General features: G+C 54.5%; 18 protein-coding genes. 5 read left to right on the top strand and 13 right to left on the bottom strand.

The annotated features are described in order from the left end of the window. Positions 1 to 140 precede the first annotated feature (140 nt). From FRY97_RS02225 to FRY97_RS02195, 7 genes are all read right to left on the bottom strand, one after another. Entirely contained in the window at positions 141 to 2,855 is a 2,715-nt protein-coding gene (locus FRY97_RS02225) for a valine--tRNA ligase (RefSeq protein ID WP_147165792.1), read from the bottom strand. Positions 2,856 to 2,948: 93 nt separating this feature from the next. Next, complete coding sequence (gene lysA / locus FRY97_RS02220) at positions 2,949 to 4,205, bottom strand: diaminopimelate decarboxylase (protein ID WP_147165791.1); 1,257 nt, start codon at positions 4,203 to 4,205, stop codon at positions 2,949 to 2,951. A 105-nt stretch (positions 4,206 to 4,310) separates the two neighbouring features. Next, positions 4,311 to 4,784 carry a helix-turn-helix domain-containing protein gene (locus tag FRY97_RS02215; protein WP_170254462.1) on the bottom strand — a complete coding sequence of 158 codons (474 nt, stop codon included), beginning with the start codon at positions 4,782 to 4,784 and terminating at the stop codon, positions 4,311 to 4,313. A gap of 488 nt (positions 4,785 to 5,272) precedes the next feature. Next, positions 5,273 to 5,584, bottom strand: coding sequence for a GNAT family N-acetyltransferase (locus FRY97_RS02210; protein ID WP_147165789.1), 312 nt, complete (start codon positions 5,582 to 5,584; stop codon positions 5,273 to 5,275). A gap of 17 nt (positions 5,585 to 5,601) precedes the next feature. Further along, positions 5,602 to 6,966, bottom strand: coding sequence for an NAD-dependent succinate-semialdehyde dehydrogenase (locus FRY97_RS02205; RefSeq protein WP_147165788.1), 1,365 nt, complete (start codon positions 6,964 to 6,966; stop codon positions 5,602 to 5,604). A gap of 47 nt (positions 6,967 to 7,013) precedes the next feature. Beyond that, positions 7,014 to 7,892, bottom strand: a complete 879-nt coding sequence (locus FRY97_RS02200) for a mechanosensitive ion channel family protein (protein WP_147165787.1) — start codon at positions 7,890 to 7,892, stop codon at positions 7,014 to 7,016. 18 nt (positions 7,893 to 7,910) lie between these two features. After that, positions 7,911 to 8,294, bottom strand: a complete 384-nt coding sequence (locus FRY97_RS02195; protein ID WP_147165786.1) for a hypothetical protein — start codon at positions 8,292 to 8,294, stop codon at positions 7,911 to 7,913. 754 nt (positions 8,295 to 9,048) lie between these two features. On the opposite strand from FRY97_RS02195, the gene FRY97_RS02190 reads away from it, so the two are divergent. Continuing rightward, the gene (locus FRY97_RS02190; protein WP_147165785.1) at positions 9,049 to 10,680 is read left to right on the top strand and encodes an ArnT family glycosyltransferase; all 1,632 of its coding nucleotides are present in this window, start codon (positions 9,049 to 9,051) and stop codon (positions 10,678 to 10,680) included. Positions 10,681 to 11,002: 322 nt separating this feature from the next. Here the strand turns inward: FRY97_RS02190 and FRY97_RS02185 are convergent, their stop codons facing one another. Next, complete coding sequence (locus FRY97_RS02185) at positions 11,003 to 11,719, bottom strand: glycosyltransferase family 2 protein (protein ID WP_147165784.1); 717 nt, start codon at positions 11,717 to 11,719, stop codon at positions 11,003 to 11,005. A gap of 544 nt (positions 11,720 to 12,263) precedes the next feature. On the opposite strand from FRY97_RS02185, the gene dnaG reads away from it, so the two are divergent. After that, positions 12,264 to 14,288: a DNA primase gene (gene dnaG, locus FRY97_RS02180; RefSeq protein ID WP_211356789.1), complete on the top strand. Its 2,025-nt coding sequence runs from the start codon at positions 12,264 to 12,266 to the stop codon at positions 14,286 to 14,288. Positions 14,289 to 14,801: 513 nt separating this feature from the next. On the opposite strand, the gene fbaA is transcribed toward dnaG, so the two are convergent. After that, positions 14,802 to 15,884: a class II fructose-bisphosphate aldolase gene (gene fbaA, locus FRY97_RS02175; protein WP_147165782.1), complete on the bottom strand. Its 1,083-nt coding sequence runs from the start codon at positions 15,882 to 15,884 to the stop codon at positions 14,802 to 14,804. A gap of 155 nt (positions 15,885 to 16,039) precedes the next feature. Then, a complete protein-coding gene (trxB, locus tag FRY97_RS02170) occupies positions 16,040 to 16,984 on the bottom strand; it encodes a thioredoxin-disulfide reductase (protein ID WP_147165781.1) in 945 nt (314 codons plus the stop codon). Between the two features lie 221 nt (positions 16,985 to 17,205). Between trxB and FRY97_RS02165 the strand changes: the two genes are divergently transcribed. Beyond that, positions 17,206 to 18,819 (top strand): ArnT family glycosyltransferase, encoded by a 1,614-nt coding sequence (locus tag FRY97_RS02165; protein ID WP_170254461.1) that lies wholly within the window; start codon positions 17,206 to 17,208, stop codon positions 18,817 to 18,819. Here the strand turns inward: FRY97_RS02165 and FRY97_RS02160 are convergent. Further along, entirely contained in the window at positions 18,816 to 19,586 is a 771-nt protein-coding gene (locus FRY97_RS02160; RefSeq protein ID WP_147165779.1) for a YdcF family protein, read from the bottom strand. The two genes, FRY97_RS02165 and FRY97_RS02160, sit on opposite strands and share 4 nt — an antisense overlap. Positions 19,587 to 19,667: 81 nt before the next feature. Continuing rightward, positions 19,668 to 21,173 carry an XRE family transcriptional regulator gene (locus tag FRY97_RS02155; RefSeq protein WP_147165778.1) on the bottom strand — a complete coding sequence of 502 codons (1,506 nt, stop codon included), beginning with the start codon at positions 21,171 to 21,173 and terminating at the stop codon, positions 19,668 to 19,670. 160 nt (positions 21,174 to 21,333) lie between these two features. Between FRY97_RS02155 and pckA the strand changes: the two genes are divergently transcribed. After that, on the top strand, positions 21,334 to 22,950 hold the full coding sequence (gene pckA, locus FRY97_RS02150) for a phosphoenolpyruvate carboxykinase (ATP) (RefSeq protein WP_147165777.1): 1,617 nt from the start codon (positions 21,334 to 21,336) through the stop codon (positions 22,948 to 22,950). Positions 22,951 to 23,400: 450 nt separating this feature from the next. Continuing rightward, positions 23,401 to 24,060 (top strand): DUF2461 domain-containing protein, encoded by a 660-nt coding sequence (locus tag FRY97_RS02145; protein WP_147165776.1) that lies wholly within the window; start codon positions 23,401 to 23,403, stop codon positions 24,058 to 24,060. A 13-nt stretch (positions 24,061 to 24,073) separates the two neighbouring features. Here the strand turns inward: FRY97_RS02145 and FRY97_RS02140 are convergent, their stop codons facing one another. Next, a complete protein-coding gene (locus FRY97_RS02140; RefSeq protein WP_147165775.1) occupies positions 24,074 to 26,203 on the bottom strand; it encodes a Tex family protein in 2,130 nt (709 codons plus the stop codon). Between the last annotated feature and the right edge of the window lie 155 nt (positions 26,204 to 26,358).

Below are 26,358 nucleotides of genomic sequence, written 5' to 3'. Positions count from 1 at the left end.
TTTTCTGGGTTGGTGTCATATAGATAGTCGCAGCATGCTGCTCAATTCCATAAGTTTAGCCCAGAAAAGAAAAAAAAAGCCCTGCGGCACGCTGCTGATCGCGTTGCGCAGGGCTGTCAAAGGCCTGTCAAGGGGCGCAGTTATGCGCAGCCCATAGCGGCAAGCTCCTCTTTGAGGTTCTTGATTTTGGCCTCTCCATCGGCCAGCTTCTGCCGTTCGCGGGCGACCACCTGCTCTGGGGCGTTGTTGACGAAGCGCTCGTTGCCCAGTTTTTTCATGACCTGAGCGACAAAGCCTTCCTGATATGCCAGTTCTTTGGTGAGGCGTTCGCACTCTTCGGCGGTGTCCACTTCCTGGTTGAGCTCGAGGAAAAACTTGGACTGTCCGGAAAGGAAGGATACGCTGTTGGGCACATCCTCTCCCGTAACTTCGAGTTTGGCCAGGTTCGCCATTTTTACGATCATGGCCTTCAGCCCATTCAGGCTTAGAAGGTCTTGGCTGCTCTCGTCGTTCTGCGCAAAGAGGTTCAGTTCGTCCTTCATCTTGATGCCCTTGGCGTTTCGGGCCTCCCGCACGCTGGCAACGATGGTTTTCGCTTGCTCTACCTGCCCGATCATGGCTGCATTGTACGGAGCAGAAACCGGGTAGCGGCTCACTACGCAGTCTTCGCCTTCAGCCCGGCTCCGCAGCTGATGCCAGATTTCTTCGGTGACGAAAGGCATGAAAGGGTGCAGCAGCGTCATCAGCTGTTCGAAAATCCGTACAGTAGCCTCTACGGTCTGTGCACTTACCGGGGCGCCGTAGTCTGGCTTCACCATTTCCAAGTACCAGCTGCAGAAGTCGTCCCAAATGAGTTTGTAAGTAGTCATCAGGGCCTCAGACAACCGGTATTGCGCAAAGAGCTGTTCCAGCTTTTCGGTGGTTTGCAAGAGTTTGTGCTCCATCCACTGCGCTGCCAGTTGGCTGACCGCATCAGGCTCGTCATCGGCCAGTTCCCAGCCTTTGATCAGGCGCAGGGCGTTCCACATTTTGTTGCAGAAGTTCCGGCCTTGTTCGCAAAGTTTGCTTTCGTTCAGGACTTCCTTGGTCTCTTTATCGAAGGGCGCATCAAAGATGATGTCGTTTCCAGCAGAGGCGCTCGAAAGCATGCCGAAGCGGACGCCATCCGCCCCGTAGCGGTCAATTAAGGCTAGCGCATCAGGGGAATTGCCCAGTGATTTGCTCATTTTCCGGCGTTCCTTATCCCTGACCATCCCCGTGAAGTAAACTTCCCGGAAAGGCTGTACGCCCTCTGCTGCTTTAGCTTCTCCAAGGAGCTCGGGCGCGTATTCGTAGCCCATGATGACCATGCGGGCCACCCAGAAGAAGATGATATCCCAGCCGGTTACCAGCACGTTGGTTGGATAGTAGTAGCGCAGCGCTTCCGGGTTTTCAAAGCCATCAAAAACGGAGATCGGCCACAGCTGGCTGGAGAACCAAGTGTCGAGCACGTCCTCATCTTGCTTCAGGTCCGTTAAGGAGAGGTTTTTGCCAGTCGCTTCCCGGGCTTTTTCGAGCGCTGCTTCCGCTGTCTCTGCTACGAAAATCTGGTCTTCATAATACCAAGCCGGGATGCGCTGCCCCCACCAAAGCTGACGGGAGATGCACCAGTCGCGTATGTTGTCTTCATTGAGCCAGCTGTGGTACATATTGTAGAAGTGCTCTGGGAAGAACTTTACTTCGCCGGATTTTACTGCACGGAGCGCTTGCTGCCCAAAGGCTTTCATTTTGACAAACCACTGCAGGGTGAGCCGGGGCTCGACAATAGCATTGGTCCGTTCCGAACGCCCTACCTTATTGCGGTAATCCTCTGTTTTGGCCAGGTGGCCGGCTGCTTCAAGCGCTTTGACGATCAGCTTGCGGGCGGTAAAGCGGTCTTCGCCTACGAATAGCTGTGCTGCTTCGCTCATCGTGCCATCGTCGTTGAGCACATCAATCACTTCCAGGCCATGGCGCTCACCGATTTCGTAATCGTTCATATCGTGGGCAGGGGTGATCTTGAGGGCCCCGGTGCCGAATTCGGTATCCACGTAGCGGTCTGCGATGATAGGCACAGGCCGGTTGATGAGGGGCACAATAGCCCGTTTGCCGACCAAGTGGGCAAAGCGCTCATCGTCCGGGTTAACCGCGATAGCCGCATCTCCCAAGATGGTTTCCGGGCGGACGGTCGCAATGGTTATCCAGCTGTCCGTTTCTCCTTCTATGGCATAGCGCAGGTAGTATAGGCGGGAGTTTTCCTCTTTGTAGAGCACCTCCTCGTTGGAGAGCACGGTGAGGGCTTCGGGGTCCCAGTTGGTCATCCGCAGCCCACGGTATACTTTGCCTTTGTTGTAGAGGTCTACAAAAACCTTGATGACAGCATCAGAAAGCTTAGGCTCCATAGTAAACCGGGTGCGTTCCCAATCACAGGATGCCCCCAGTTTTTTAAGCTGATCAAGGATGATCCCTCCGTATTTGTCCTTCCACTCGAAAGCATGTGCCAAGAACTCTTCCCGCGAGAGGTCTGATTTTTTGATGCCCTTTTCGCGGAGCTGCTTCACCACCTTGGCTTCGGTGGCGATAGAGGCGTGGTCGGTGCCAGGCACCCAACAAGCGTTTTTGCCTTCCAGGCGCGCCTTGCGGACGAGGATGTCCTGAATGGTATTATTGAGCATGTGGCCCATGTGCAGTACCCCGGTCACATTAGGCGGCGGGATGACAATGCTATAAGGCTCCCGGTCATCGGGTTCTGAGTGGAAATACCTTTTGTCCATCCAGTGGCCGTACCACTTTTCTTCCGTTTCTTGTGGGTTGTAGCGGGTGGAAAGCTCCGTCATGGGGATAATTGTTCTTTTTTGCGTACAGAATGATGTAGCAGAGGTAACAACAAAAAGATGCCGGACCGTGCCCGGCATCCCGTTTTTTTATGATTAGGCTTCGGTAGATGTGGGTTCGAAAATCCCGGCATCTACCTGCCGGCGCATCAGGTCTTCCATGTTTTCCCTTTCCCGTATCAGGTAGGCTTTGCCTTCGTGCACCATTACTTCTGCGGGCCGGTAGCGGGAGTTGTAGTTGGAGGCCATGGAGAAGCAGTAAGCCCCGGCATTGTGCATGCAGATGATGTCGCCTTCCTGCAGCTCCGTCATTTGGCGGTTGATGCCGAAGGTGTCGGTCTCGCAAATGTAGCCCACTACCGTGTAAAAACGGGCTTTGCCCTTGGGCCGGGAAACATTGGTCATCTTGTGGTAGGCGTTGTAGAACATCGGGCGGATGAAGTGGTTGAGCCCAGAGTCTATGCCTGCGAATACGGTAGAGGTCGTCTGTTTGATGACATTGACCTGCGCAAAGAAGTACCCAGCTTCGCTCACCATAAATTTGCCTGGCTCGAACATGAGCATGAGGTCGCGCCCATACTCTGTGCAGAAGCGGTTGAAGCGTTCCGAAATCCGGGCGCCCAGCTCTTCGATATTGGTCTCCACATCGCCGATTTTATAAGCGACTTTGAAGCCGCTGCCAAAGTCGACATAATCCAGGTCGGGAAATTCTCTGGCAATGTTCAGCAAGATCTCTGCCCCGCTCAGGAACACCTCCGGGTCGAGTATATCAGAGCCGGTATGCATGTGCACGCCTTCCACTTTCAGCCCGGTGGCCTCCACTATGCGGTGCACAAGGGGCATCTGATGGAAAGAGATGCCAAACTTGGAGTCGATATGGCCTACGGAAGTTTTGACATTCGCGCCCGCCATGATATGGGGGTTGATGCGGATGCAGACCGGCACGTCAGGGAAAGCCTGCCCAAACTGCTCTAAGATGGAAGTATTGTCAATGTTGATTTTGACACCGTACTCCACGGCCTCTGCTATTTCTTCCAAGCTGACACAGTTGGGCGTGAAGATGATGTCCTGTGGGTCGAAGCCAGCGCGTATGCCCAAAGATACTTCCTGCACAGACACCGTGTCTAGCCCAGCGCCCATGCTGCGGAAAAGCTTGAGGATGTTGATATTGGAAAGGGCTTTGCAGGCGTAGTTGAGCCGCAGGCGTTTGACATTCATGGCATCAGACATGCGTTTGTACTGCCGTTTAATGATGGCGCTGTCATAAACATACAGGGGGCAGCCAAACTGCTCTACCAATTCAAGCGGGTCTATTCCTCCGCTAAGGACGTAACGGTCGTTGTCTAAAACCATGATAAAAAGGATGTGTGCTAAAATGACGGGCAAATATACGCCTCTAGGTTGGGTTTTCAACCTAGTGCAGGTGTAAATGCAGGGGAGATGGGGCAACCTGTGGGCTTAAAGCAGGCTTTCCCCCTGATTTCGGGTGATGGACTCCATGAATTCCCAGTTGGTTTGGAGCAGCTGTGCAATGATGGCCATGAGGGTTTCCAGGTCTTGCTGTTTGTTGGGGGCTGTGGGGGAACTGTTGGGAAGGCTGTAAAATTCTTGAAAGCCCTCGAATACTTTCTGAAGGTCTTCTGTACCTTGGGCAAACCGGTTGAGGCGGACATTGAGCTCGTGCCCGTACCCGGGGGTGTCATCTGCTTCGGGAAGCAGCCCTGCCGCTTCCTCTTGAAGGAGCGCCCTTGGGCTGACACCAAAGAAGAGGGCCATTTTGATGAAGTTCAAGGGTTTGGGCTCTACGATGCCTGCCTCATAAGAAGCGATGTTATTGCGTTTGAGGCCTAACTGCTCAGCCAGTTTCTGCTGGCTCAGCCCGTGGCTTTTCCGCAGGAATTTTAGATTTCTAGCCAGGTTGTGATCTGCCACTGTCGGTTTAAGCGGTAAAAGGTCAGAAAATAGTGGTTTGGTCCTGCTAACGGCCTGGAAAAGCCCCATGCTGCTTAGCGGGCCCCATCAGCTTTGCACACCAGAGTAGGGCGCCTTTGGCGGGCATCTGCTCCTGTTGCTGAGGGACCAACCCGCAAGTTAACGTATTCTTTTTATAAAAGGAGCGTAAAACCCACAGGTCTTTAGCCTGTGGGATGCAAGCGGCCAATGTTGTATATCTGCACGGTCAGTATAAGACATTGAAACCTCGTAAGGTGCTTGCGAGTACACGGGTGGAGCGACAATAAGACTTCTAACTTCTCAGGAGGCAGTAAGCAAGTTGCTGTGAAACCGGAAGCCCATTTGTCTTTAGCAAAAGGGTAGTTCACATCTGGCACAAAAAAGCCAAGCTGCGGCCGCAGCTTGGCTTTTTATCTGTTTCCCTCCCAACGGCACTAGCCACGATAAGAGGGCCGGGCAAAGGTTTGCTATTGAGCTGCCCTCATATTGTTGAATTCCGGGTGGCGGTTGAGGTAGCCAGACATGAACGGGCAAGTGGCTTTAATGCGGTAACCCATTTTATCGGCAAAGCGCACAGCCTGAAGGGCCATCGCTTCCTCTATGCCTACGCTCGACAGTACATCGGGGACGTAGGTCTTTTGGATGTCTAAAACATTGGGGTTGGGCTTGGTCTTTATGGCATACTGCATGAAGGCATCCTCATCGCCTTTCATGTCAAACCTAAATTGTTCTCTTGCAGTATCCTGCTTAATGTCTAAAGCTGCTGTCGTAATTTCCATGGTAACGTAAATTCGGTTTATTCAATGTAAACGGTCTTAGGGTTGGTAAACTCCCGGAGCCCGTAATGGCTAAGCTCTCTGCCGTACCCGCTGTTCTTTATGCCGCCAAATGGCAGGCGCGGGTCAGACTTAACCATCTCATTTACAAAACAGGAGCCTGCCTGTAGATGTTCGCGGGCCAGCCGTTCCCCTCTTTCAAGGTCTTGGGTGAAAATGCCTGCGCCCAGCCCAAAAAGGGTATCGTTGGCTAGGCGTACAGCTTCGCGCTCGTTCTGTGCTTTCATAACGCTGGCCACGGGCCCGAACAGCTCTTCATGATAAGCAGGCATCCCCCTTTGGACTCCGGCAAGGATAGTAGGCGGATAATAGTAGCCTTTGCCTTTTGCCTTTTTGCCCCCGAGTATGATCTTAGCCCCTTTTTTCCGGCTTTGTTTCACTTGGCTGTGGAGCTGTTCCCGCAGGTCAGCCCTTGCGAGGGGCCCAAGCGTAGTCTGTTGCTCTAGGGGGTCGCCCAGTACCGCTTTTCCCATTTCAGCTCTGAAGGCATCCAAGAAGTCTTTGTATACCGGCTCCAGCACGATAAACCGCTTGGCCCCTATACAGCTTTGCCCGTTGTTGAGCAGCCGGCTTTGGGCACAGGTTCTTGCAGCCTTGGCAATATCCGCGTCCTCCAGGATGAGGTAGGGGTCGCTGCCGCCAAGCTCGAGCACCGTCTTTTTTAAGGCTTTGCCGGCCTCGGCTGCTACGGCCCGCCCTGCACCTACGCTCCCGGTGAGGGTGACACCGCGCACCAGGCGGTTTTTGATCAGGCGCTTGACCTTTTTTTGAGGGATGAGCAAGCTGTTGAATACCCCCTTGGGATAGCCCGCTTTTTCAAATATGGAGGCAATGGCCAAGGCACAGCCCGGCACGTTTGGGGCATGCTTGAGCAAAATGGTGTTGCCCGCCATAAGATTGGGGGCAGCAAAGCGGAATACCTGCCAGAACGGGAAATTCCACGGCATGATGGCCAAGAGCGGGCCTATCGGGCGGTAAGCGATGTAGCTCTTGGCGGCGTCTGTCACCACAAATTCGTCCCGCAGGAAGCGCTCTGCGTTCTGAGCGTAGTAGAGGCAGGTCCAGGCGCACTTCTCGATTTCGGCCTGAGCCGCTTTTATCGGCTTGCCCATTTCCCGGGTGATCAGCATAGACAGCGCTTCCTTTTCTTCTTCCAGCACTCTCGCTGCGTTCCTTAGTTTGCGGGCTTTCTCGTCTAGCGCTACCAGCTGCCAGTCCTGATAGGCGGTATCCGCCGCCACAATGGCTTTGTTCAGCATTTTATTGCCGAGCTCTTCGTAAGAACTGATGGTGTCCCCTGTGGCAGGGTCTATTGCTTGTTGCATAGGTGTATTTTTAGTGGGTTGAAAAATGTTGGGCTTAAGGGGCTGCTTCAACTGCCTGCAGAGCGGGAAAGCAAGGGCGCGTCTTGATAATTCTTGACCTCAAGCACTTCGCCCGGCAGGTAAATGCCAGCGCCAGACAAAACCCCCAGTACCTCTTCTACCGCTTGGTTCCGCACCGCCACGCCAGAAACCGAAGGCTCAAAGGTGTCGAGCCAGTAGTATACCGTTAGGTTGAGGGCAGAGGCGCCCAGGTCTTGCACCATGACGGAAGGCGGCCTGTCGCCTTTCAGAATGCCAGGTATGCGCTCCAGTGCCTGCAGGATGAGCACTATAGCCTCGCTGGCTGAAGCGCCGTAGTCTATGCCCACGGTAAACTCTTGCCGGAGGAAGCCGTCAATGGTGTAGTTGATGATGGGGTTTTTCAGGATTTGGCCGTTGGGGATGTACACATCTTTGCCATCAAAGGTCTTTACCTGAGTATCGCGCAGGGTCAGGCCTGTGACTTTCCCTTTGATGCTCCCTGCTTCGATAATGTCGCCTATGCGGAAGGGGCGTTTGAACGCCATCAGTATACCGGCCAGGAAGTTTTCCCCGATATCCTTGAAAGCAAAACCGATGACAAAGGCAGATATGCCTGCGCCTGCCAATAGGGAGGACGCCGCTTTGCCCAGCCCAACAACCTGCAGCAGGCCCAGCACGCCCAGCGTGATCAATGCGGCCCGGGCCGCCTGCCCCAGAAAGTCCGCTAGCAGTGGGTCGTCAATCCTTCGGAAAAGGCGCTTTTGCACCAGCCGTTTGGCCTGGGAGCCGATGAGCCAGAAAAAAGCCATGACGGCAAGCCCCAGCACGAGCTTGGGCAATAAGGCGACTAAAGTGTTGTAGTAAGACAGGATGTAGTCGGCTACATCCCCAATAAACTGCTCCATATGCGTTCGGTTTGACAATTAAAAAGGCTGCCCCAAGGCTTGGCTTACCTCCAGCAGCTCGACTTCTAGCGCGCCCTGTTGGGAAAACCACTGCCCGAGGATGCTGTCCTGTTCCAGTACTTGCGACCGGGCGTTCAGCTGTTGGTAGTACTTCTCGAGCTGTGCAGCTTCTGCCCTGAGCGCTTTGGCTTCCCGGCTGCCCACACTGTATGCTTTGCGCTCCAGCATTTCTGAGCGGCGGTTGATGGCCTGCTTAGCTTCCCCCAGCCTGAGCAGCAGCACGTTCCTGATGCTGTCGCGCACAGCAAAAACATCTTCACTGCCGGGCGGCTGCCTGTTGTCGATAGGCGCACAGGCCAAAGCTATTGCGACGGCTATGAAGGTGCCAAGGCGTATTCTCATGTATCCTGTAGTTTTGGTGGTTATGAAGCTACCGAATTTTCAGGAACTCCAGTTGGGGGGCGACAACTTTCCTTGCCGCCCTAGTGGTCTGTCAAGGCTAAAACTAGGGGTTGCCTGCGGCGGCTTTTGAGGCTACTCTTCGTTGGACAACCCCTTACGTAGCGCTGCTATGCGCGGGAACATCCGCCTTGATTAGCCTCAAAATTCGCTCCCACTCAACCCATAAATTAACACTTGACAGGCCACTAGCTGCTTTGGGACAGGTTCATAGGCTATTGATTTATTATGCAACGGCAAGGGCGTCAAACATGTTTGTTCGGGGCTTGGCGCTAGGGCGCAAACTAGAACCCCAGCAAGCTCATATGCTTTTCGGGCTTTAGCCTGGCATTGGCCTAGCGCTGCGGAGGGGTGTAAGAGCTAGTTAGGGTTTTACACTTCGGGCTGCTCTTGCCGAATTTTGTCCTGCTCTTCGTTGTTCTTCGGTCACGTAGCTAAGGCTATGTTCCCTCAGAACGCCTCGATCAGGGCAAAATTTGGCTGCGTTCGCTCCAAAAGTAAAATCCTAACTAGCTCTAAGCCCGTTAGGGCCGAGCGGACAGCGAGCCCCGCAGCATAGCGGCACCTGCCACCGGGCAGGGGCAGGCTCCTCATCCTTATGTCAGGGGCAGGCAAAAAAAAACGGCAATCTGATGCCAGTGCGGAGTGGGTGCTGCTTTAGCCCTTGTATTTTTCAGTGTTTGTTTAGCTTTGGGCTATGGATAACTGGAAGCAACCTTTCAAGAGGCCGGAATGGAAGTGGCCGGGCTTGTTTTTTTTGCTCTACCTCGGCCTTGGGCTAGCCCTGTTTGGCGATTACGGAATGTCGTGGGACGAAGAGCTGCAACGTCAGCATGGGCTGGTAGCTGCACAGTACATCAAGCAGCGAGCGGGCACAGAAGGCCCCGCCTATGACTGGCGGGAGCTGTCTACTTATCAGCACCGCCACTACGGGGTCGTTTTTTCCCTGCCCATGGCCTGGCTGGAACGGGCTATGGGGCTGGATACGCCAAGGCAGCAGTACCGGATGCGCCATCTTGGGGTATTCCTGCTGTACTGGCTGAGCAGCCTGGTTTTTTACCAAATTGTCCGGCAGCGGTTCGGGCATTGGTCATGGGGGCTTTTGGCAGCGGGGCTGTGGGTACTTAGCCCAAGGCTCTTCGGGCATGCCTTTTTCAACCCTAAAGACATCCCGCTGTTGGCCCTATACGTGTCGAGCACTTGGACGCTCTACCGGTTTTGGCTCAGGCCCGGCCCGGGTGCCGGGCTTATGCATGCCCTGGCTTGTGGCGCGCTGATCGGCATGCGGGTGCTGGGGGTGTTTGTGCCCATGCTCACCTTGTTTTTATTTGCAGCCGATGCGGTTTTAGGCAAGCGGGGCACTTTGCCCTCCTGGCAAAGGCGCACAGCGGGGCTCCTGGTTTACCTGCCCGCCCTGGCTGGAGCTACGGTACTGTTCTGGCCGTTTTTATGGGAAGCCCCGCTCGCCCGGCTGGCTGAGGCGTTTTCCATTATGGCAGATTATCAATGGCCGAGCAAAGTCCTGTTCATGGGGGCATTCTACACAGGGGCAGAAGTCCCTTGGTACTACCTGCCCACCTGGCTGGGCATTTCTGTGCCCTTGTTGTACTTGGCATTGGCAGCAGCCGGGCTGGCCGGGCTGGCCAGACGTGGGCTGGCGGGCTTGAAGGCGCATGGTTTTGCCCTTTGGGATACCGCTGCAGACCGCAAAGACTGGGCCGCTTTGGGGCTCTTCCTCGGCCCGCTAGTGGCCATCTGGGCCTTGGGCGCTGTAGTGTACGATGGGTGGCGGCATGTGTTTTTCATCTACCCCAGCCTACTGTACCTGGCAGTGCTGGGCGTTTATCAATTGTGGCACCGCAAGGGGGAAAGCGCCCTTTGGCGGCGAGCCCTGAGGGCGCTTTTGGCTGGGCAAATGCTTTTCCTTGTTTTTTGGATGGCCCGCAACCACCCGCATCAGCAGGTATTCTTCAACGCTCTGGCCCGGGGCAATCAGCTCGGGCATTTCGACTTGGACTACTGGGGCACCGCCTACAAGCAAGGGCTGGAGTACCTGGCCAGTCAAGCTGAGGGTGGGCCGGTCAAAGTGGCTTATGCTTCCTACCCCGCTACGCTGAACCACGCCTACCTCGAGCCTAAGCTCCGCAGCCGCATCCAATTGGTAGAAGAGGCTGAGAAGGCGGATTTTTATATTTCTGACTTTAGGCTATGGGAAAGCGGGCTGCAGCAGGCCCTGCGCAGATCAGGGCCCTACGCAGGAGAGGAAGTACACGCCATCTACGTCGGGCAGGCCAAAGCGTTGGGCATTTACAAGCTGCATGGCCAATGAGCAGGGGAGGATGAGGGGGCTGCCCCTGCCCTCAGGTTTGGGGTAAGTTCATAACAGCCCCCTAAACGCGCTGACAAAAGCCTAAAAACTTTCTTAGAGAATTAGGTATAGAAAAACGAGTGTTTCGGCCCCATCTTTCCGGCAGGGGCTGGCCCTAAAAACAAAACAATGTGTAGTTTGTCTAAATGGCTCATTTTCCCTGCGGTACTGCCCCGATGCATCAAGTCCATTGTTTTTTGGTTCTTAACGGATTGACTGATTGGGGTAAGTTTAGGGCACGACGCCAATCAGCCAAGAAAGGTACAGCATCAAGGTTTACGCCCTAACGGAAGAGGTTGTATTTCAAGATACAGTAAATGGCACGGAAGCCGTCCCGCCAATTGATTTTCTTGCCTTCAGCGTAAGTGCGGCCGTAGTAGGAAATGCCCACTTCATATATGCGGATGCCCGGGATGCGGGAGACTTTGGCAGTGACCTCGGGCTCAAAGCCAAACCGCTGCTCATGGAGCTGCAAGCCTTGAACCGTCTCTCGGCGGAACAGCTTGTAGCAGGTCTCCATATCGGTCAGGTTGAGGTTGGTCATGGCATTAGAAAGGAAAGTCAGGAATTTATTGCCGATCGAGTGCCAGAAGAATAAGATACGGTGCGGGTTGCCCCCCATAAACCGGGAGCCGTACACTACATCTGCTACCCCGCTGAGCATTGGTTTGAGCAGGATGTTGTACTCTTCCGGGTCATACTCCAAGTCGGCATCTTGGATGATAACGTAGTCCCCCGTCGCTTTGGCAATCCCAGTGTGCAGTGCAGCGCCTTTGCCTTTGTTCACTTCATGCCGGTAGTATTGGATGTTCAGCCCAGGGTTGCCTTCCCGGTAGGATTGAATGGCCTGCTCCGTAGCGTCTGTGGAACAGTCATTCACGATGATCACCTCTTTGCCAAGCCCGCCATCCAATTCGACTGCTTTCACTTTATCGAGGATAAGGTGGATGGTGCGGGCTTCATTGTAAGCCGGGATGACGATAGAAAGGTAGTGTTGCATGCGCCGATTTGCTTTAACCCGGTTTGCCGGAAGGCGCAAAGGTAGTTAAATCCCGGTAAGCTTCTAAAAAGGGGGAGGGCAGAGAAGGAAGAAAAAACCCGCTGCTAATTTAAAGGAAGGTGCAGCGGGCTCACTAACGCGCTCTCTCTGTATGTTCAAAGATACAGTCTTTTGAGCTTTTTGTTTAGTGATCTGCTTAAAAATCAACAGCAGAAGGTCATATTCCTGTAAAAGGAAAAACGCTGCCCCGGTACGCCCTTCCGGGCGCCGGGGCAGCTCACACTATGAGAACACCCATTAATTTTGCAACCCCTCAGCCGCAGCTTCATCGGCATTGCGCATACAATACGAGCTAAGGGCAAGGTATATTACATTGGGCTTTGTTATAATATTTCACAAGTGTTAAAATTGAATTTATGATATTGATTTACAGGGCTTTGGGTAAGGTGGGTGTTGTGGTTAAGGCGTTGTTAAAATGTGAGGCAGGGCAAAAAGAGTCCTAAGCGCCCTGTCTTTTATCCCTTGAAAACCGCTATTTTTGAGCATGATCAAGCAAAAGACGATAGACGATATCATGGAGACCGCCCGGATAGAGGAGGTGGTTGAAGACTTTGTCAGTTTAAAGCGGCGCGGGGTTAATATGATCGGGCTGTGCCCTTTTCATAATGAGAAAACGCCCTCCTTCACGGTCTCTCCTGCAAAAGGCATTTACAAGTGCTTTGGCTGTGGGCAGGGAGGGGACTCCGTCCGTTTCATTATGGAGCACGAGCAGATGAGCTACCCCGATGCCTTGCGCTACCTGGCTAAGAAGTATGGCATCGAGATCGCAGAGACGGAAATCTCTCCTGAAGCCCGCCAAGAACAGCAGTATCAGGAAAGCCTTTACTTGATCAATCAGTTTGCGCGCGATTTTTACCAAGAGCAGCTTTTTGAGACCGACCGGGGCAAAAGTGTCGGCTTGAGCTACTTCAAGCGCAGGGGGTTTCGGGAAGAAGTGATCCGGAAGTTTGGCCTTGGCTACGCCCCTGCGGGCACGGACAAATTCACGCTCACAGCTGTCCAAAAAGGGTACGAAGCGGAGTCTTTGAAAAAGCTGGGGCTGACCTCACAGTACGGGCGGGATTTCTTCCGGGACCGGGTGATGTTCGCCATACATAACCTCTCGGGCAAAGTTATTGGCTTTGGTGGGCGTATCCTGGCGCAAGACCCTAAGGCGCCCAAGTACATCAATACGCCGGAGACCGACATCTACAATAAGAGCAAGGTGCTGTACGGTGCCTTTTTTGCCAAAAAAGCCATTCGCAAGGCAGACGAATGCATCCTTGTGGAAGGGTATACAGATGTGGTCTCCCTGCATCAGGCTGGGGTGGAAAACGTTGTTGCTTCTTCTGGCACTTCCCTCACTGTCGGGCAGATCGGGCTCATCAAGCGGTATACAGAAAATGTCAAAATCTTGTACGATGGGGACAAGGCGGGGCTGAAAGCAGCTATGCGTGGGCTGGGGCTGGTGCTCGAGCAAGGGCTCAATGTCAAGATTGTAGTACTGCCAGACGGGGAGGACCCCGACTCCTACGTGCAGCAGCTGGGGGCGGAAGCTTTCCGAACGTATATCGATCAGCAGGCCAAGGATTTTATTATGTTCCAAGCTGGGCTGCTGCAGGAGGAAGCGGCAGGAGACCCCGTGCGCAAGTCCAAGCTGATCCGTGAGATCGTCGCCAGCATTTCCAAGATCCCGGACCCCATCAAGCGGGCCCTTTACGTGCGGGAATGCGCAAGGGTGATGGAGGTGTCGGAGGAGCTCTTGGTAGGCGAGGCGAACAAAGCGGTCACCAGCCGGATGCAGCAGCAGGCTAAAGAACAGGAGCGGGAAGCGCGTCAGCAAGCCCGCAGGGGGCGGCAGGCAGGAGGGGAGGAGCCGCCTTTCCCTTCCGAAGAGCCGGCCGGGCTGAACGAAGTGCCCATAGAAGACCTGCCGCCTCCCGAATTGCCCCCTATGAAGGGGAAAGAGGCGCCTTCCGGCGATGGTTTTCAGGAAAGGGACATTACGCGCATCTTGATGACAGGGGGCGATCAGGTCTTCGACCCGGATGAAGGGCTGACGGTGGCGCGTTACCTCATCGATAATGTAGAGGATGTCCTGGCAGAGTTTGACCACCCCTTGTACCAGCGCATATTCGAGATGGCCCGGGATGCGATGTTGGCCGGGCAGGAGGTCGGGCCTGCTTTCTTTTTGCGCCATCCTGACGCGGAGGTGCAACAGCTGGCTATCGATTTCTCCGCCCTGCCTTATGAGTACAGTGAAAACTGGGCCAACAAATGGGAGATTTATCTCAATTCCCAAAAGATGCCGGATGAGAATTTCCGAAAGGATAGCGAATCGGGGCTGAAGCGTTTCCGCCTGCGCAAGATCAACCGGTTGATCCTACAGAACCAGGAAGAGCTCAAGGCCCACGCCGCCAACAAGGACGATGTGGAGGTCATGGTCTGCCTTAAAATTGACCAAAAGTTGAAAGAGATGAGGAATCAGCTCGCGGCGGAGCTCGGGACAGTCGTATTCGGGGGGCAATGAAAAACGGGCAGCTGCCGGCAGGCAGTGCCCGTATCCAGGATAGCCGCAGCTTCCTTATTTTCAGATCTGATGCTTCGGGGGCGGGCCAGATGGCAGTTTTTTTTGAAGCCTACCTAGCCTGACGGGATGGGGCCTGCCCCTGCCTGTTGGCAGGTGCCGCTATGCTGCGGGGCTCGCTGTCCGCTCGGCCCTATCGGGCTTAGAGCTAGTTAGGATTTTACTTTTGGAGCGAACGCAGCCAAATTTTGCCCTGATCGAGGCGTTCTGAGGGAACATAGCCTTAGCTACGTGACCGAAGAACAACGAAGAGCAGGACAAAATTCGGCAAGAGCAGCCCGAAGTGTAAAACCCTAACTAGCTCTTACACCCCTTCGCAGCGCTAGGCCAATGCCAAGTTAAAGCCCGAAAAGCATAAGAGATGCTATGTTAGCATAGCATCTCTTCATTCCTGAGCAAGCCTTTGGGGATTTGAAACCGCTCATTCCCACACTGCACGGGCTTGGCGCATCAAGCCTATTGGTTTTTGCCAATGCAGTTCAGGTCTTCAAAAGCCTGCCGCAGGCGCGCCTGCAAGCTCTCTTCTGCCGCACGCAGCCACTTGCGCGGGTCGTAATATTTCTTGTTAGGCTTGTCCTCCCCGTCCGGGTTGCCGATCTGTGCCTGAAGGTATCCGTGGTGCTTTTGGCCGTACTGCCGTACGCCGTCCCAGAAAGCCCATTGCAGGTCGGTGTCTATGTTCATTTTGATGGCACCGTATTCGATAGCCTCGCGGATCTCTTCCCTTGAAGAGCCGGAGCCGCCGTGGAATACAAAGTTGATGGGGTTGTCGCCTGTGCCGTATTTCTCCTTAATATGCTCTTGGGAGTTTTTCAGGATAATCGGCTTCAGCTCTACATTGCCGGGCTTGTACACCCCGTGCACGTTGCCAAAGGCAGCGGCAATAGTAAAGCGGTTGCTTACTTTGCTCAGGGCTTCGTAGGCATAGGCTACTTCTTCCGGCTGGGTATAAAGGCGGGCACTATCCACGTCGGTGTTGTCCACCCCATCTTCTTCCCCTCCGGTCACGCCGAGCTCTATTTCCAGGGTCATGCCGATTTTGTCCATGCGCTCGAGGTACTTCACGCAGGTTGCTACATTCTCCTCCAAGCTCTCCTCGGAGAGGTCGAGCATGTGGGAGCTGTAAAGCGGATAGCCCCGCGACTCATAGAATTTTTCGCCCGCGTCGATCAGCCCATCTACCCAAGGCAAGAGGTTTTTGGCACAATGGTCGGTATGCAGGATGACGGTCACGCCATAGGCTTGCGCCATCGTGTGCACATGCATAGCTCCAGAAATGCCGCCTAGCACAGCAGCGCGCTGCTGCTCATTTGAAAGGCCTTTGCCTGCAACAAAGCTTGCCCCGCCGTTGGAAAACTGAATGATGACCGGGGAGTTGGCCTCCCGCGCAGTCTCCAATACAGCGTTGATGGAGTTGGTGCCGACTACATTGACAGCAGGCAGCGCAAAATTATTTTCATTAGCGTAGTTCAGCAGCTCCGTTACTTCATCGCCGTGAAGCACACCGGGGCGGAATCGGGTTGCAGTTCCAGTTGACATAAATATTCAGGTTCGGTTTTGATACTAAAATGGCTATATCACCACAGCGTGGGCAATATAGCCATTTATTTCCGTTCAGTAAAAAGCGCTTGGGCCACAGATCGGGGCAATTACGACGCCTTAGTGTGTTTTGTACACTAAATTAGCGTTCGGCCCTAGATGATACCGGCCTCAGTCAGGTAGCGCTCAGCATCTAAGGCTGCCATGCAGCCGGTGCCAGCTGCAGTAACAGCCTGCCGGTAGACATTGTCTTGTGCATCACCGCTCGCAAAGACCCCTTCGATATTGGTTTTGGTAGACTTGGGCTTGGTGATGAGGTAACCGGTGCCGTCCATGTCCAGCCAGTCTTTGAAGATATCAGTATTGGGCTTATGGCCGATGGCCACGAAGAACCCGCTGATGGGGATTTCGGTACGCTCCTGTGTCTGATTGTTCACCACGCGCATGCCCGAGACCTCCTCGTCGCCTAGTATCTCCTCCGTTTCGGTGTGCCAGTGCACCTTGATGTTTTCGGTTTTGAGCACCCGTTCCTGCATGATTTTAGAGGCCCGCATTTCGTCGCGCCGTACCAGCAGGTGGACAGTAGGGCAGAGCTTCGAGAGGTAGAGGGCTTCTTCGGCGGCAGTATCTCCGCCACCTACGACTGCAACCTCCTTGCCACGGAAGAAGAAGCCGTCGCAAACTGCGCAGGCAGAGACGCCTTTGTTGGTCAGCCGTTTTTCTGATTCCAGCCCGAGCCATTTCGCGCTTGCGCCGGTAGAAATGATGACGGAGTGTGCCAGGATTTCTTCCCCAGATTCGGTCCAGGCTTTGTGCACAGGCCCGGACAGGTCTACTTTGGTGATTTTCTCGTAGCGGACATCCGTCCCGAAGCGCTCGGCCTGTTTGCGGAAGTCTTCCATCATTTGAGGCCCCATGATGCCATCCGGGTAGCCCGGATAATTTTCCACATCAGTGGTGATCATGAGCTGCCCGCCCGGCTCGGGGCCAGTGTAAAGCACGGGGTCCATGTTTGCCCGGGCGGCGTATACTGCTGCGGTATAGCCTGCAGGGCCAGAGCCGATAATGAGGCATTTGAGGGTTTCCTTATCTGTTGCCATTTGGATAGTTATATTTTATTCTTTTGAATAGACTTGGGCTTGGGCAGCGCTTCAGCAGCTGCACGCGGGCAAAAATAAAAAGATTGCTCAAGCCCGGCTGTAACCTTAATCACACTTTTCCGATGGGGTTTGGGCTTCAGGAAAAGGAAACGCTATGACCGTGGGCGAAGTTGAGGCCTACAGACGAGGGGTATGTTGAAATTGAGCAAAATCGTGCATCTTTGTGCTTTTTCCTGGCCAACGCTACGACTAACAGCATGGATACTGCCCGACCGCCCGCTTTCCCCACCCGTATTTTCTACCTTGCCGCAGTGCTCTATGCCATCAGCCTGTTCGTGAAGCTGGGGGAGCAGCCGGTATACCTGGAAGAGCCTCGCCGTGCCCTCATTGCTATGGAAATGGAAGAGGCTGGCAACTGGCTGGTGCCCCGTCAGTTGGGCGCTTTCTACTACCGAAAGCCCCCCGTTTTCAACTGGATGGTCATGTTGTCGGCCAAGGCCACCGGCGGCTATGGGCGCTGGGCTTTGCGTTTGCCGACGGTCTTTTCCCTACTGGCTACGCTACTGCTGCTTTACAGTATCGGCAAGCGCTACGAAGGGCCAGAGTTTGGCCGGGTTTGGGCTGCCCTCTATGCTGGCAGCGGGGCTATACTATTCTATTTTTCCCTCTTGGGGGAAATCGACCTGTTCTACAGTTTTGTGACCTTGGGCAGCATGCTGGCTTTTTTCCATTTTTACCAGCAGAAGCGCTATACGCAGATGTTCGGTTGGAGCTATGCCCTGGCTGCCGTGGGCTTGTTGACGAAAGGGCTGCCCGCCATCCCCTTTTTAGGGCTGACCGTCCTCGCTTGGCTGGCTTATGAAAAAAGGCTGAAGCTGCTTTTGGCCTGGCAGCATGGGGTAGGGATTGGCGCTTTTGTGGCCATAGCTGGAGGCTATCTGCTCGCTTACCATCAGTACAATAGCTTGGACAATTACCTGGCCGACTGGCTTACAGAATCGGTAGGGCGGACTGCCGTTGGCAATGAGCTGGGGCGCACGATTGGCCATCTGGCCACTTTCCCGCTCGATACCCTTAAGGATATGCTGCCGGGGAGCCTGCTGTTGCTTTTGTTTGCCACCCGGCGCGATATTTGGGCGAAAGCCCGCCAACACCCGCTCGTAGCGTTTGGGCTTGTCGTTTTTGCTGCCAATTTCCTCGTCTATTGGTTTTCCCCCGGTGCCCGGCAGCGCTACATCTATATGTTGTACCCGCTGTTGTACAGCGTTGGCGTTTTGGGCTGGCAGTACCGGGGCGAGGCACCGGCTTGGCGGGAAGGGGTTTTCGGGCATATCGTATTGGGGCTGATGGTGGCCCTCTGCCTGGGCAGCCTTGGGCTGAATGCCGTCCCTGCTTTCGATTTTTTGGAAGGACGGCTGCTGATCTCCCTGCTTGGCGCGCTGGCATTTGGCGGCCTGGCTTTTTTGGTTTATCAAGACCGTAGCCGTTCCCTTTGGGCCCTATTCTTTGGGCTGATTGCGGCAAGGCTCCTTTTTGCGTTCACTGTGCTCCCGCAGCGGTCGCAGGACAGCGCCGGGCAGCGCAATACGGATATCGCCACCGCCATATACGAAATCGTAGGGGAAGAGCCCTTGTGCTTGTACGAAGGGGGGCGGGTCTCCTATACTGTGATTTATGAGCTGGACCGCAGAAGGGAGCGCACTGTAGTTTTTTGCGACACCCTTGTGCCCGGGGCGTTCATCATGGTGCCGGCCGATAGTTTCCCAGCTTACCGTGGGCTGGTCGATATCCCTTTCCATGACGGTGACTTTAGGCTTATCGAGGTGCCCCGTTAGATATAGCCTTTCAGGCGGTAGGCCAGCAGCCCTATCCATTCCTTGAGCAGCCGCTCCCAGCGGTGCAAGGCGCCGGCATCGGGCACGATCAGTTTTTCGGGTGAGATGCGGCCGCCTTCCGACATATAGTCTACCCCAAAGGGCGTGGCCTCCATGCCTGCTTTTTCAAAACAGCGCCTTGCCCGGGGCAGGTGCCAGGCGGAGGTGAGCAGCAGGAAGGGGCCTTCGATGGAAAGAGAGTCGATCAGCTGTTTGCTGAAAAGTGCGTTTTCATGGGTGTTCCGGCTTCGGGGCTCGAGCAAGATGTCTTCTGCCCTGACGCCCATCGTCTCAAGGAAGGGGCGCACTGCTTGGGCTTCTGCGGGGTGCTCTTGTGTCAGGCTGCCCTGCCCTCCGGTAATCAGGATTTTTTTGATCTTGCCTTTGTGGTAGAGCTCAAGGGTGTTCACCAGGCGGTTGCCGGTCTCGCTGAGGTTGTAGCGGTCGTGAGCTGGGGTGATATTGAGGTTGGAAAAGCCGCCCAGCAAGATGCCAACAGGATAGGGGCGCTTTATCTGATCGGCAGTGATGGTCTCAGGCTCCCAAGCCTTTACCACAACGTTGAGCAGGGCGGCGTTGGAAAAAAAGAAAAACAGCAGCAGGGCAACAGCCAAGCTCCGCCCTTTCCTTTTGGGTATGCCAGAATACCAGCTGTAGACCAAGAGGGTGGCGATCCAGGTGGTGGGCCGGAGTAGAAAGATGAGCAGCTTGGAAAAGATAAAGAACATAGGGCTGGTTTTGTACAAAAGTACGGCCTGATTTGGTGAAAATGGGCAATATGCAGCCGTCGGAATAGGCGTAAGGCTTTATCAGGCAGAATGGGCAGTGGATTGCTCCATGTATGCAAGGCTCTCTTTGATTTTCTGTTTTAGCTTTTTGTGCTGCAACGCGATGGGCGGGGTCGCCCGTGCGCCACAGTCCGAGATCCCGCAGCGCTCACAGGTGGTATGTACATCTTTGGCAATGAGGTTGGGGTCTTTGAGGAAGCGGAAAAGCCGGCGGAGCTTGTCATTGATGAGCAGCCCAATGGTGACGCTGGAGTTGTGGTCGGGGTTGCTGGTAGCGGATTTAGCAATCGTGATGCAGAGGTAGGCGTTTGGGGTCCCCCAATACCTGGAGATTTGTGCATCGGCTATAGGCCCTTCGGTATTGTCGATATCTTGCATGGCCTTGAGCTTCCGGATCAGGTTGATGGAGATCCACCGCCGGCAGTAGTGCTCGTCCAGCTGATTGGCGTGTGGGTTGTGCAATTGGGAAAGGTGCATCTCTTTGGTCATTTCGAACTTCTGCAAGTCTGGGCGGGCAAAAAAGCGGAGGAAGAACAGGTCTTGAATATCAAAATGCCGGGGCAGGATATTGGCCAGCCGTTGGATGAGCATTTCGGAAGAGACGTTGTATTTGGCGAACAGCTCGAGGAAGGCTTCCCCGTCCCAAGTGCGCCATTGGGCCATTGTTTCTACATCTGCGATGATGGCTTCCTCGTCCATCAGCAGGGCTACCGAAAAATAGGAAGCCTTGAAATTGTTGAGGAGCTTTTCGAAAGAATCTACTTCTGTCATGCGGGTTTCCAGTGGGCGCTCGGCCAGCCCCAGGTACTGAAAGCCCAGCTCCTTGGCGAGCAGGAAGTTTTCTTGGGCGCTGCTAAGCCCCTGATTGAGGAACAAGGTGCGGGAAGCCGGCGCAAAGAAGGAACGGATTTCACCGAGGTGGGGCTGTTCTGCCAATACGGTGCGGTCGGCTTGCACCTGATACGACTGCTGCAGTATGCCTTCCAGCACCTCTGTGCCCGGCAGGGCAGCAGGCGGAAGGTGGTGCTCCAGCTTGAACTGCTTCACTGCGGCCTCGAGCTCCGGGAAATAGTTGTCGTTGAGGTCTTGGTAAGACCGCAGGGCGGCCTTGTAGAAGTCTTCCCCCTGCAGGTGGTGGTTGCGCACAATTTTGATGACAGTGCTGATGAAGGCGTTGACCTTGTCGGGGGTTACAGACAGCAGCTCGATCAGCTTTGGGGTGTTGATCCCGAAGAGCTCAAGGGGGAATACTTTTAGGAAATCAGAGTGGATGAGGTCGATAATCGGCTTTAGGCGCTTGTCGGCATCAAGGGAGACGAGGTAGTTGTAATCGGTGCCCAGCGCATTGGCCAGGGCCAATATTTTATCTGCTTTCGGGTATTTTTTGCCCTTTTCGATATTGTGGAGGTAAGAGATGGCCAGGCCAGTCTTTTCCGACAGCTGCTGATAGGAAAGATCCTGCTCTTGGCGCAGTTGGTGGACTTTGAGCCCGAAGATCAGTTTGACGGTATCGATATCTTTTAACATGGTGCGAATTTACAAAAACGAAAAAAAATCCACCAGAGAAATTTTCTCTAACGTAGAAAAACAACTTAATTTGCATCATGTTCTTCAAATGAAGCAAAGCCGGCAATTATCAAAAGCCAGCGCTGCACATTTTTCTAGCAACAAAACTAACCTTCCTCTTATGGAAAAGTTTGGCATCAAAAATCCTGCTGCAACCTTGCAAACACTTGGGCTAAAGGACCACGAAAACGCACATTGGAACCTGAGCCCTGAAGCGCTTACCGAGCGTGCGCTGCAGCTGGGGCAGGGGTTTATCACCGATTTAGGGGCATTGGCCATCGAAACCGGTGAGTTTACAGGCCGTTCCCCCAAAGACCGGTTCATTGTTAAGGATGAGGAGACCGCGGGCACTGTCGATTGGGGGGCTATCAATCAGCCCATCAGTGCGGAAAGCTTTTATCGGCTCCGCGATAAGATAGTACAGTACTTGGACGGCCGGGAGGTATTTGTAAGAGATGCTTACGCCTGCGCCGACGATCAGTACCGGTTCAATATCCGGCTGGTGAGCGAATACCCTTGGAGCAATCAGTTCGCCTACAATATGTTCCTCCGGCCTACAGAGGCTGAACTGCTGTCCTTTGACCCTGAATGGACTATCCTCTGTGCACCTGGCCTGCATGCAGACCCCGAAAAAGACGGTACCCGTCAGCACAACTTTTCCGTCATCAATTTCACGGAAAAGCAGATCCTGATCGGTGGCTCTGGGTATACTGGTGAAATCAAGAAGGGGGTTTTCTCCGTCCTCAACTACGTACTGCCGAAGCACAGGGGCGTGCTGTCTATGCACTGCTCTGCCAATGTGGGCGAGAAGGGGGACACAGCGGTGTTCTTCGGCTTGAGCGGCACTGGCAAGACGACGCTCTCTGCGGACCCCGAACGCGGGCTGATCGGCGATGATGAGCACGGTTGGTCGGACAAAGGCGTTTTCAACTTTGAGGGCGGCTGCTATGCGAAGACCATCGACTTGACTGAAGAGAAAGAGCCGGAAATTTACCACGCTATCCGGCACCGCGCTATCCTCGAGAACATCAAGTGTTTCCCTGGGACACGGACGCCTGACTTCGAAAATAGCGAAATCACCGAGAACACACGGGTATCCTACCCCATCTATCATATCGAGAACGCCTTGCAGCCTTCTACGGGCGGGCACCCGCAGAATATTTTCTTCCTGACCTGCGATGCTTTCGGCGTGCTGCCCCCGATCAGCAGGCTCACCCCGGGGCAGGCGATGTACCACTTCATGTCGGGCTATACCGCCAAGGTAGCAGGCACAGAAGCAGGTGTTACGGAGCCGCAGGCTACTTTCTCGGCCTGCTTTGGTGCCCCTTTTATGCCTTTGCACCCGGCAGAGTATGCAGAAATGCTCGGGGCAAAGATGCAGGAGCACAACGTAAACGTATGGCTGGTCAATACGGGTTGGACCGGGGGAGCCTATGGGATGGGCAACCGCATCAAATTGAAATTCACCCGTGCGATGATCTCTGCCGCCTTGAAGGGCGAACTGGAAGAGGTGGCTTACAAGGAGCACGAAGTGTTTGGGCTGCAGATGCCGCTGAGCTGCCCTAACGTGCCCGATGAGGTGCTCGATCCGCGGCAGACTTGGGCCGATGGCAGCGCTTATGATGCCAAAGCGGCAGACCTTGCTGCTCGCTTCAACAAAAACTTCGAAAAGTTTGAGGCCAAGGCTAGCGATGAGATTCTTGCGGCCGCGCCAAAGGTGCTGGCCAGCGCAAAGTAAATATTTAGCAAACTGTGAGTTGGGCAGGAGGCCATGTCCTGCCAGCTTATAGCTATATCTGATGGTTATATGACGGGGAGGCTCTGCGGGGCCTCCTTTGTGTTTTGCACACGGCTCTGCGAGGGCATTTCGCGAGCAGGCTAAGGTTGCTGCTGATAGGCAACCCTTTGAGAAATCCGCCACTAGCGCTGCGAAGGGGTGGGAAGCCCGATAGGGCCGAGCGAGGAGCGAGCCCCGTAGCATAGCGGCCCTCAGCCGACAGGCTGGGGGAGGGCCCAAAAAAATGGCAAACCGGTTTTCATCCGGAAAATAGTTGGCTTGATTTGTACCTTTATGAGGGTCAGGCCCTTCGGGCAAGCTAGGAGGCTACAGCCTTGCGAACGCTTTCTGCATGGCGCTATCCCTTATAGCGCCTCAGCGGGCTTTTTTTGACCAACCCAATTTAATGCTATGGATTTCAAAGCCCTTTACCAGTTTCTGGAAGACTTGCGAGACAACAACCACAAAGCCTGGCTCGATGAGCACCGGCCCAGGTATAAAGCTTTGCGGGAAGATTTTATAGCCTATGTCAGCCAGCTCAATGATGAAATAGCGGCTAGGGTGCCAGGCTATTTGCCCAAACCGGCCAGGGAATCCATAAGCCGGATCAACAATAACTTGGTATTCAAGCCTGATGCCCCTACTTACAAGGACCATTTTTCCGCAGGGCTGGGCAGCGTGGATGCAGCAGCATCTATGTACCTGCACATCGGCTTGGGCGAGAATATGATCGCAGGAGGGTTTTACAAACCGCCATCCAACCTCCTCAAGCGTATCCGGGCAGCTATTGATTACGATGGGGAAGTCTTGCAGCGCATTATCGATGATAAGGAATTCCTTGAAGTGTTCGGTGGGCTGTACAGCACCGGGGCGCTAAAAACCGCCCCCAAAGGTTATGCTTCAGACCATCCGCACATCCACCTGCTCCGGGAGAAAAGCTTTGCGGTCACCCGCACCTTCTCCCGGGAAGCGGTTTGTGGTACAAGTTTCACCAAGGAGGTCATCCGTTCAGTCGTAGCCATACAGCCCTTCCTTCAGTACTTGAACAGGGCTGTGAGCGTAGAAGCTTGAGCCAATTGGCGGTTTACAGGCCCTTCATGGAGAGCTGTACCCGCCCGCGTTTAAGGTCGACTTCCATGATACGGACTTGTACCTCTTGGTTCAGGCTGACCACATCGGCTGGGTTTTTCACAAACCGGTTGGCCAGTTGGCTAATGTGGACTAGCCCGCTCTCTTTGATCCCAATGTCCACAAAGGCACCGAAGTTGGTGACGTTGTTGATGATGCCCGGCACGACCATCCCCGGCTGTAGGTCTTCAATAGATTGGATATTGGCAAACTCAAATTGTTGGGCGGAGCCCCTTGGGTCAAGCCCGGGTTTTTCCAGTTCTTTCAGGATATCAGTAAGGGTAGGCAGCCCAATCTGTTCGGTGACATAGCGTTTGAGGTCAATTTTCTGGCGCAGCGCAGGCTGCTGTATCAGGTCAGCAACGGTACAGTTGAGGTCTTTGGCCATTTGGGCTACGATGGGGTAGCTTTCCGGGTGGACGGCTGTGTTGTCGAGCGGGTTTTTGCTTTCTCTAATGCGCAGGAAGCCCGCTGCCTGCTCGAAGGCTTTGGCCCCCATCCTGGGGACTTTGAGCAGCTGCTGCCGGCTTTGGAAAGGCCCGGCTTCTGCCCGGAAGGAGACGATGTTCTGGGCTAGGGTAGGCCCAAGCCCAGAGACGTAGGTCAGTAGGTGTTTGCTGGCGGTATTGACATTGATGCCTACCGAGTTGACACAGCTTTCGACGACTTGGTCCAGGCTTTCCCTAAGCCTTACTTGGTTCACATCATGCTGGTACTGTCCGACGCCAATGCTTTTGGGGTCGATTTTGACCAGCTCTGCCAGGGGGTCCATCAGCCGCCGTCCTATGGATACGGCCCCCCTTACGGTCACATCTTGGGCAGGGAACTCTTCCCGGGCGATTTCGGAGGCAGAGTAGATGGATGCCCCGGCCTCATTGACAGAAAAGATGGGGATGCTCCGCCCAAAATCAGTGCTGCGGCAAAGGCTTAGGGTTTCGCGCCCTGCAGTGCCATTGCCCACCGCTATGGCTTCTATTTCGAACTGCTGTGCTAGTTGTGCCAGGGTTTGTTTGGCCTGCCGTTCGTCCTTTTGGGGCGGATGGGGGAAGACCGCAGTGTGGTGCAGCAGGTTGCCCTGTTCGTCCAAGACAACCACCTTGCAGCCGGTGCGGAAGCCGGGGTCGATGGCTATTGTCCGCTTTTGCCCAAGGGGCGCGCCAAGGAGCAGCTGCCGGAGGTTGTTGGCGAATACGCCTATGGCCTCCTCATCGGCTTGGTCTTTGGAGATGTTGCGGAATTCTGTTTCAATGCTGGGGCTCAGCAGCCGTTTGTAGCTATCGGCCACAGCTTCCCGGACCTGCCCGGCTGCGCTGCCGCTGCCATTTGCCCACTGTTTTTGAAGGCGGAAGACCGTTTCTTCTTCATCAGGCGTGACATAGACTCTAAGGATACCTTCTTCTTCCCCACGGCGTATAGCGAGCAGGCGGTGGGAGGGGCACTTTTTCAGGGGCTCCTCAAATTCAAAATAGTCGCTGTACTTGGCGCCCTCTTCTTCTTTGCCCCGGGCCACTTTGGAGCGGATGGTCGCCTGCCGGCGGAAAGCCCCTCTGACGAGGTTGCGGCTCCGTTCGTCTTCATTGACCCATTCTGCGATGATGTCCCGTGCGCCCTGCAAAGCTTCTGCCGTATCGGGCACTTCTTGGGAGATGAACTTTTGGGCTGCCCGCTCTGCGTTTTCCTGAGGCTGTTTGAGCAGTAGCTCTGCTAAGGGCTCCAGCCCTTTCTCGCGGGCTACGCTGGCCCGGGTTTTGCGCTTGCGCTTGTAGGGAAGGTAAATGTCTTCCAGCGCTGTTGCATCAAAGGTATCCGCTATCCGTTTGCGGAGGGCATCGGTGAGCTTCCCCTGCTCTTCTATGGAGGCCAGGATGCTCTCTTTGCGCTTGGCGAGGTCTTCCAGTTTTTTGTGCTCCCGTTGGACATCGGCAATTTGCACTTCGTCCAAAGAGCCGGTCGCCTCTTTTCGATAGCGGGCGATAAAAGGGATAGTGGCCCCTTCAGACAGTAGCGAAAGGGTGTTGGCGACTTTCCGCTGTGGGAGGCCGGTGCGCGCTGCGATCAGCTTAAGGTGGGTATCCTGGTCAGGCATCTGTCTGTATTTTGGTCGTGCGGGGGGCAAATGTAACAACTGGAACGAGAACAGGGCGTCAGGCAGGAGCTGAAAAAATACAAAAAACAGCAAAGGCTTTGTTAGGGGCTCGACAAATGTCCGGAAGCCGAACAAAAAAGCGTTTTTCCTTCTTT

The sequence above is a fragment of the Phaeodactylibacter luteus genome (genome assembly GCF_007993045.1).
GTDB classification, from domain to species: Bacteria; Bacteroidota; Bacteroidia; order Chitinophagales; family Saprospiraceae; genus Phaeodactylibacter; species Phaeodactylibacter luteus.
Note: the sequence above shows the minus strand (reverse complement) of the source record. Positions and strands in the feature narration are given on the sequence as shown.

What these genes read in the sequence shown, in the direction of transcription:
- fbaA (WP_147165782.1), bottom strand. Translation starts at nt 15,884, where the DNA reads ATGTCAACTGGAACTGCAACCCGATTCCGCCCCGGTGTGCTTCACGGC.
- FRY97_RS02155 (WP_147165778.1), bottom strand. Translation starts at nt 21,173, where the DNA reads ATGTTAAAAGATATCGATACCGTCAAACTGATCTTCGGGCTCAAAGTC.
- trxB (WP_147165781.1), bottom strand. Translation starts at nt 16,984, where the DNA reads ATGGCAACAGATAAGGAAACCCTCAAATGCCTCATTATCGGCTCTGGC.
- FRY97_RS02140 (WP_147165775.1), bottom strand. Translation starts at nt 26,203, where the DNA reads ATGCCTGACCAGGATACCCACCTTAAGCTGATCGCAGCGCGCACCGGC.
- pckA (WP_147165777.1), top strand. Translation starts at nt 21,334, where the DNA reads ATGGAAAAGTTTGGCATCAAAAATCCTGCTGCAACCTTGCAAACACTT.
- FRY97_RS02200 (WP_147165787.1), bottom strand. Translation starts at nt 7,892, where the DNA reads ATGGAGCAGTTTATTGGGGATGTAGCCGACTACATCCTGTCTTACTAC.
- dnaG (WP_211356789.1), top strand. Translation starts at nt 12,264, where the DNA reads ATGATCAAGCAAAAGACGATAGACGATATCATGGAGACCGCCCGGATA.
- FRY97_RS02210 (WP_147165789.1), bottom strand. Translation starts at nt 5,584, where the DNA reads ATGGAAATTACGACAGCAGCTTTAGACATTAAGCAGGATACTGCAAGA.
- FRY97_RS02195 (WP_147165786.1), bottom strand. Translation starts at nt 8,294, where the DNA reads ATGAGAATACGCCTTGGCACCTTCATAGCCGTCGCAATAGCTTTGGCC.
- FRY97_RS02160 (WP_147165779.1), bottom strand. Translation starts at nt 19,586, where the DNA reads ATGTTCTTTATCTTTTCCAAGCTGCTCATCTTTCTACTCCGGCCCACC.
- FRY97_RS02205 (WP_147165788.1), bottom strand. Translation starts at nt 6,966, where the DNA reads ATGCAACAAGCAATAGACCCTGCCACAGGGGACACCATCAGTTCTTAC.
- FRY97_RS02190 (WP_147165785.1), top strand. Translation starts at nt 9,049, where the DNA reads ATGGATAACTGGAAGCAACCTTTCAAGAGGCCGGAATGGAAGTGGCCG.
- FRY97_RS02185 (WP_147165784.1), bottom strand. Translation starts at nt 11,719, where the DNA reads ATGCAACACTACCTTTCTATCGTCATCCCGGCTTACAATGAAGCCCGC.
- FRY97_RS02145 (WP_147165776.1), top strand. Translation starts at nt 23,401, where the DNA reads ATGGATTTCAAAGCCCTTTACCAGTTTCTGGAAGACTTGCGAGACAAC.
- FRY97_RS02225 (WP_147165792.1), bottom strand. Translation starts at nt 2,855, where the DNA reads ATGACGGAGCTTTCCACCCGCTACAACCCACAAGAAACGGAAGAAAAG.
- lysA (WP_147165791.1), bottom strand. Translation starts at nt 4,205, where the DNA reads ATGGTTTTAGACAACGACCGTTACGTCCTTAGCGGAGGAATAGACCCG.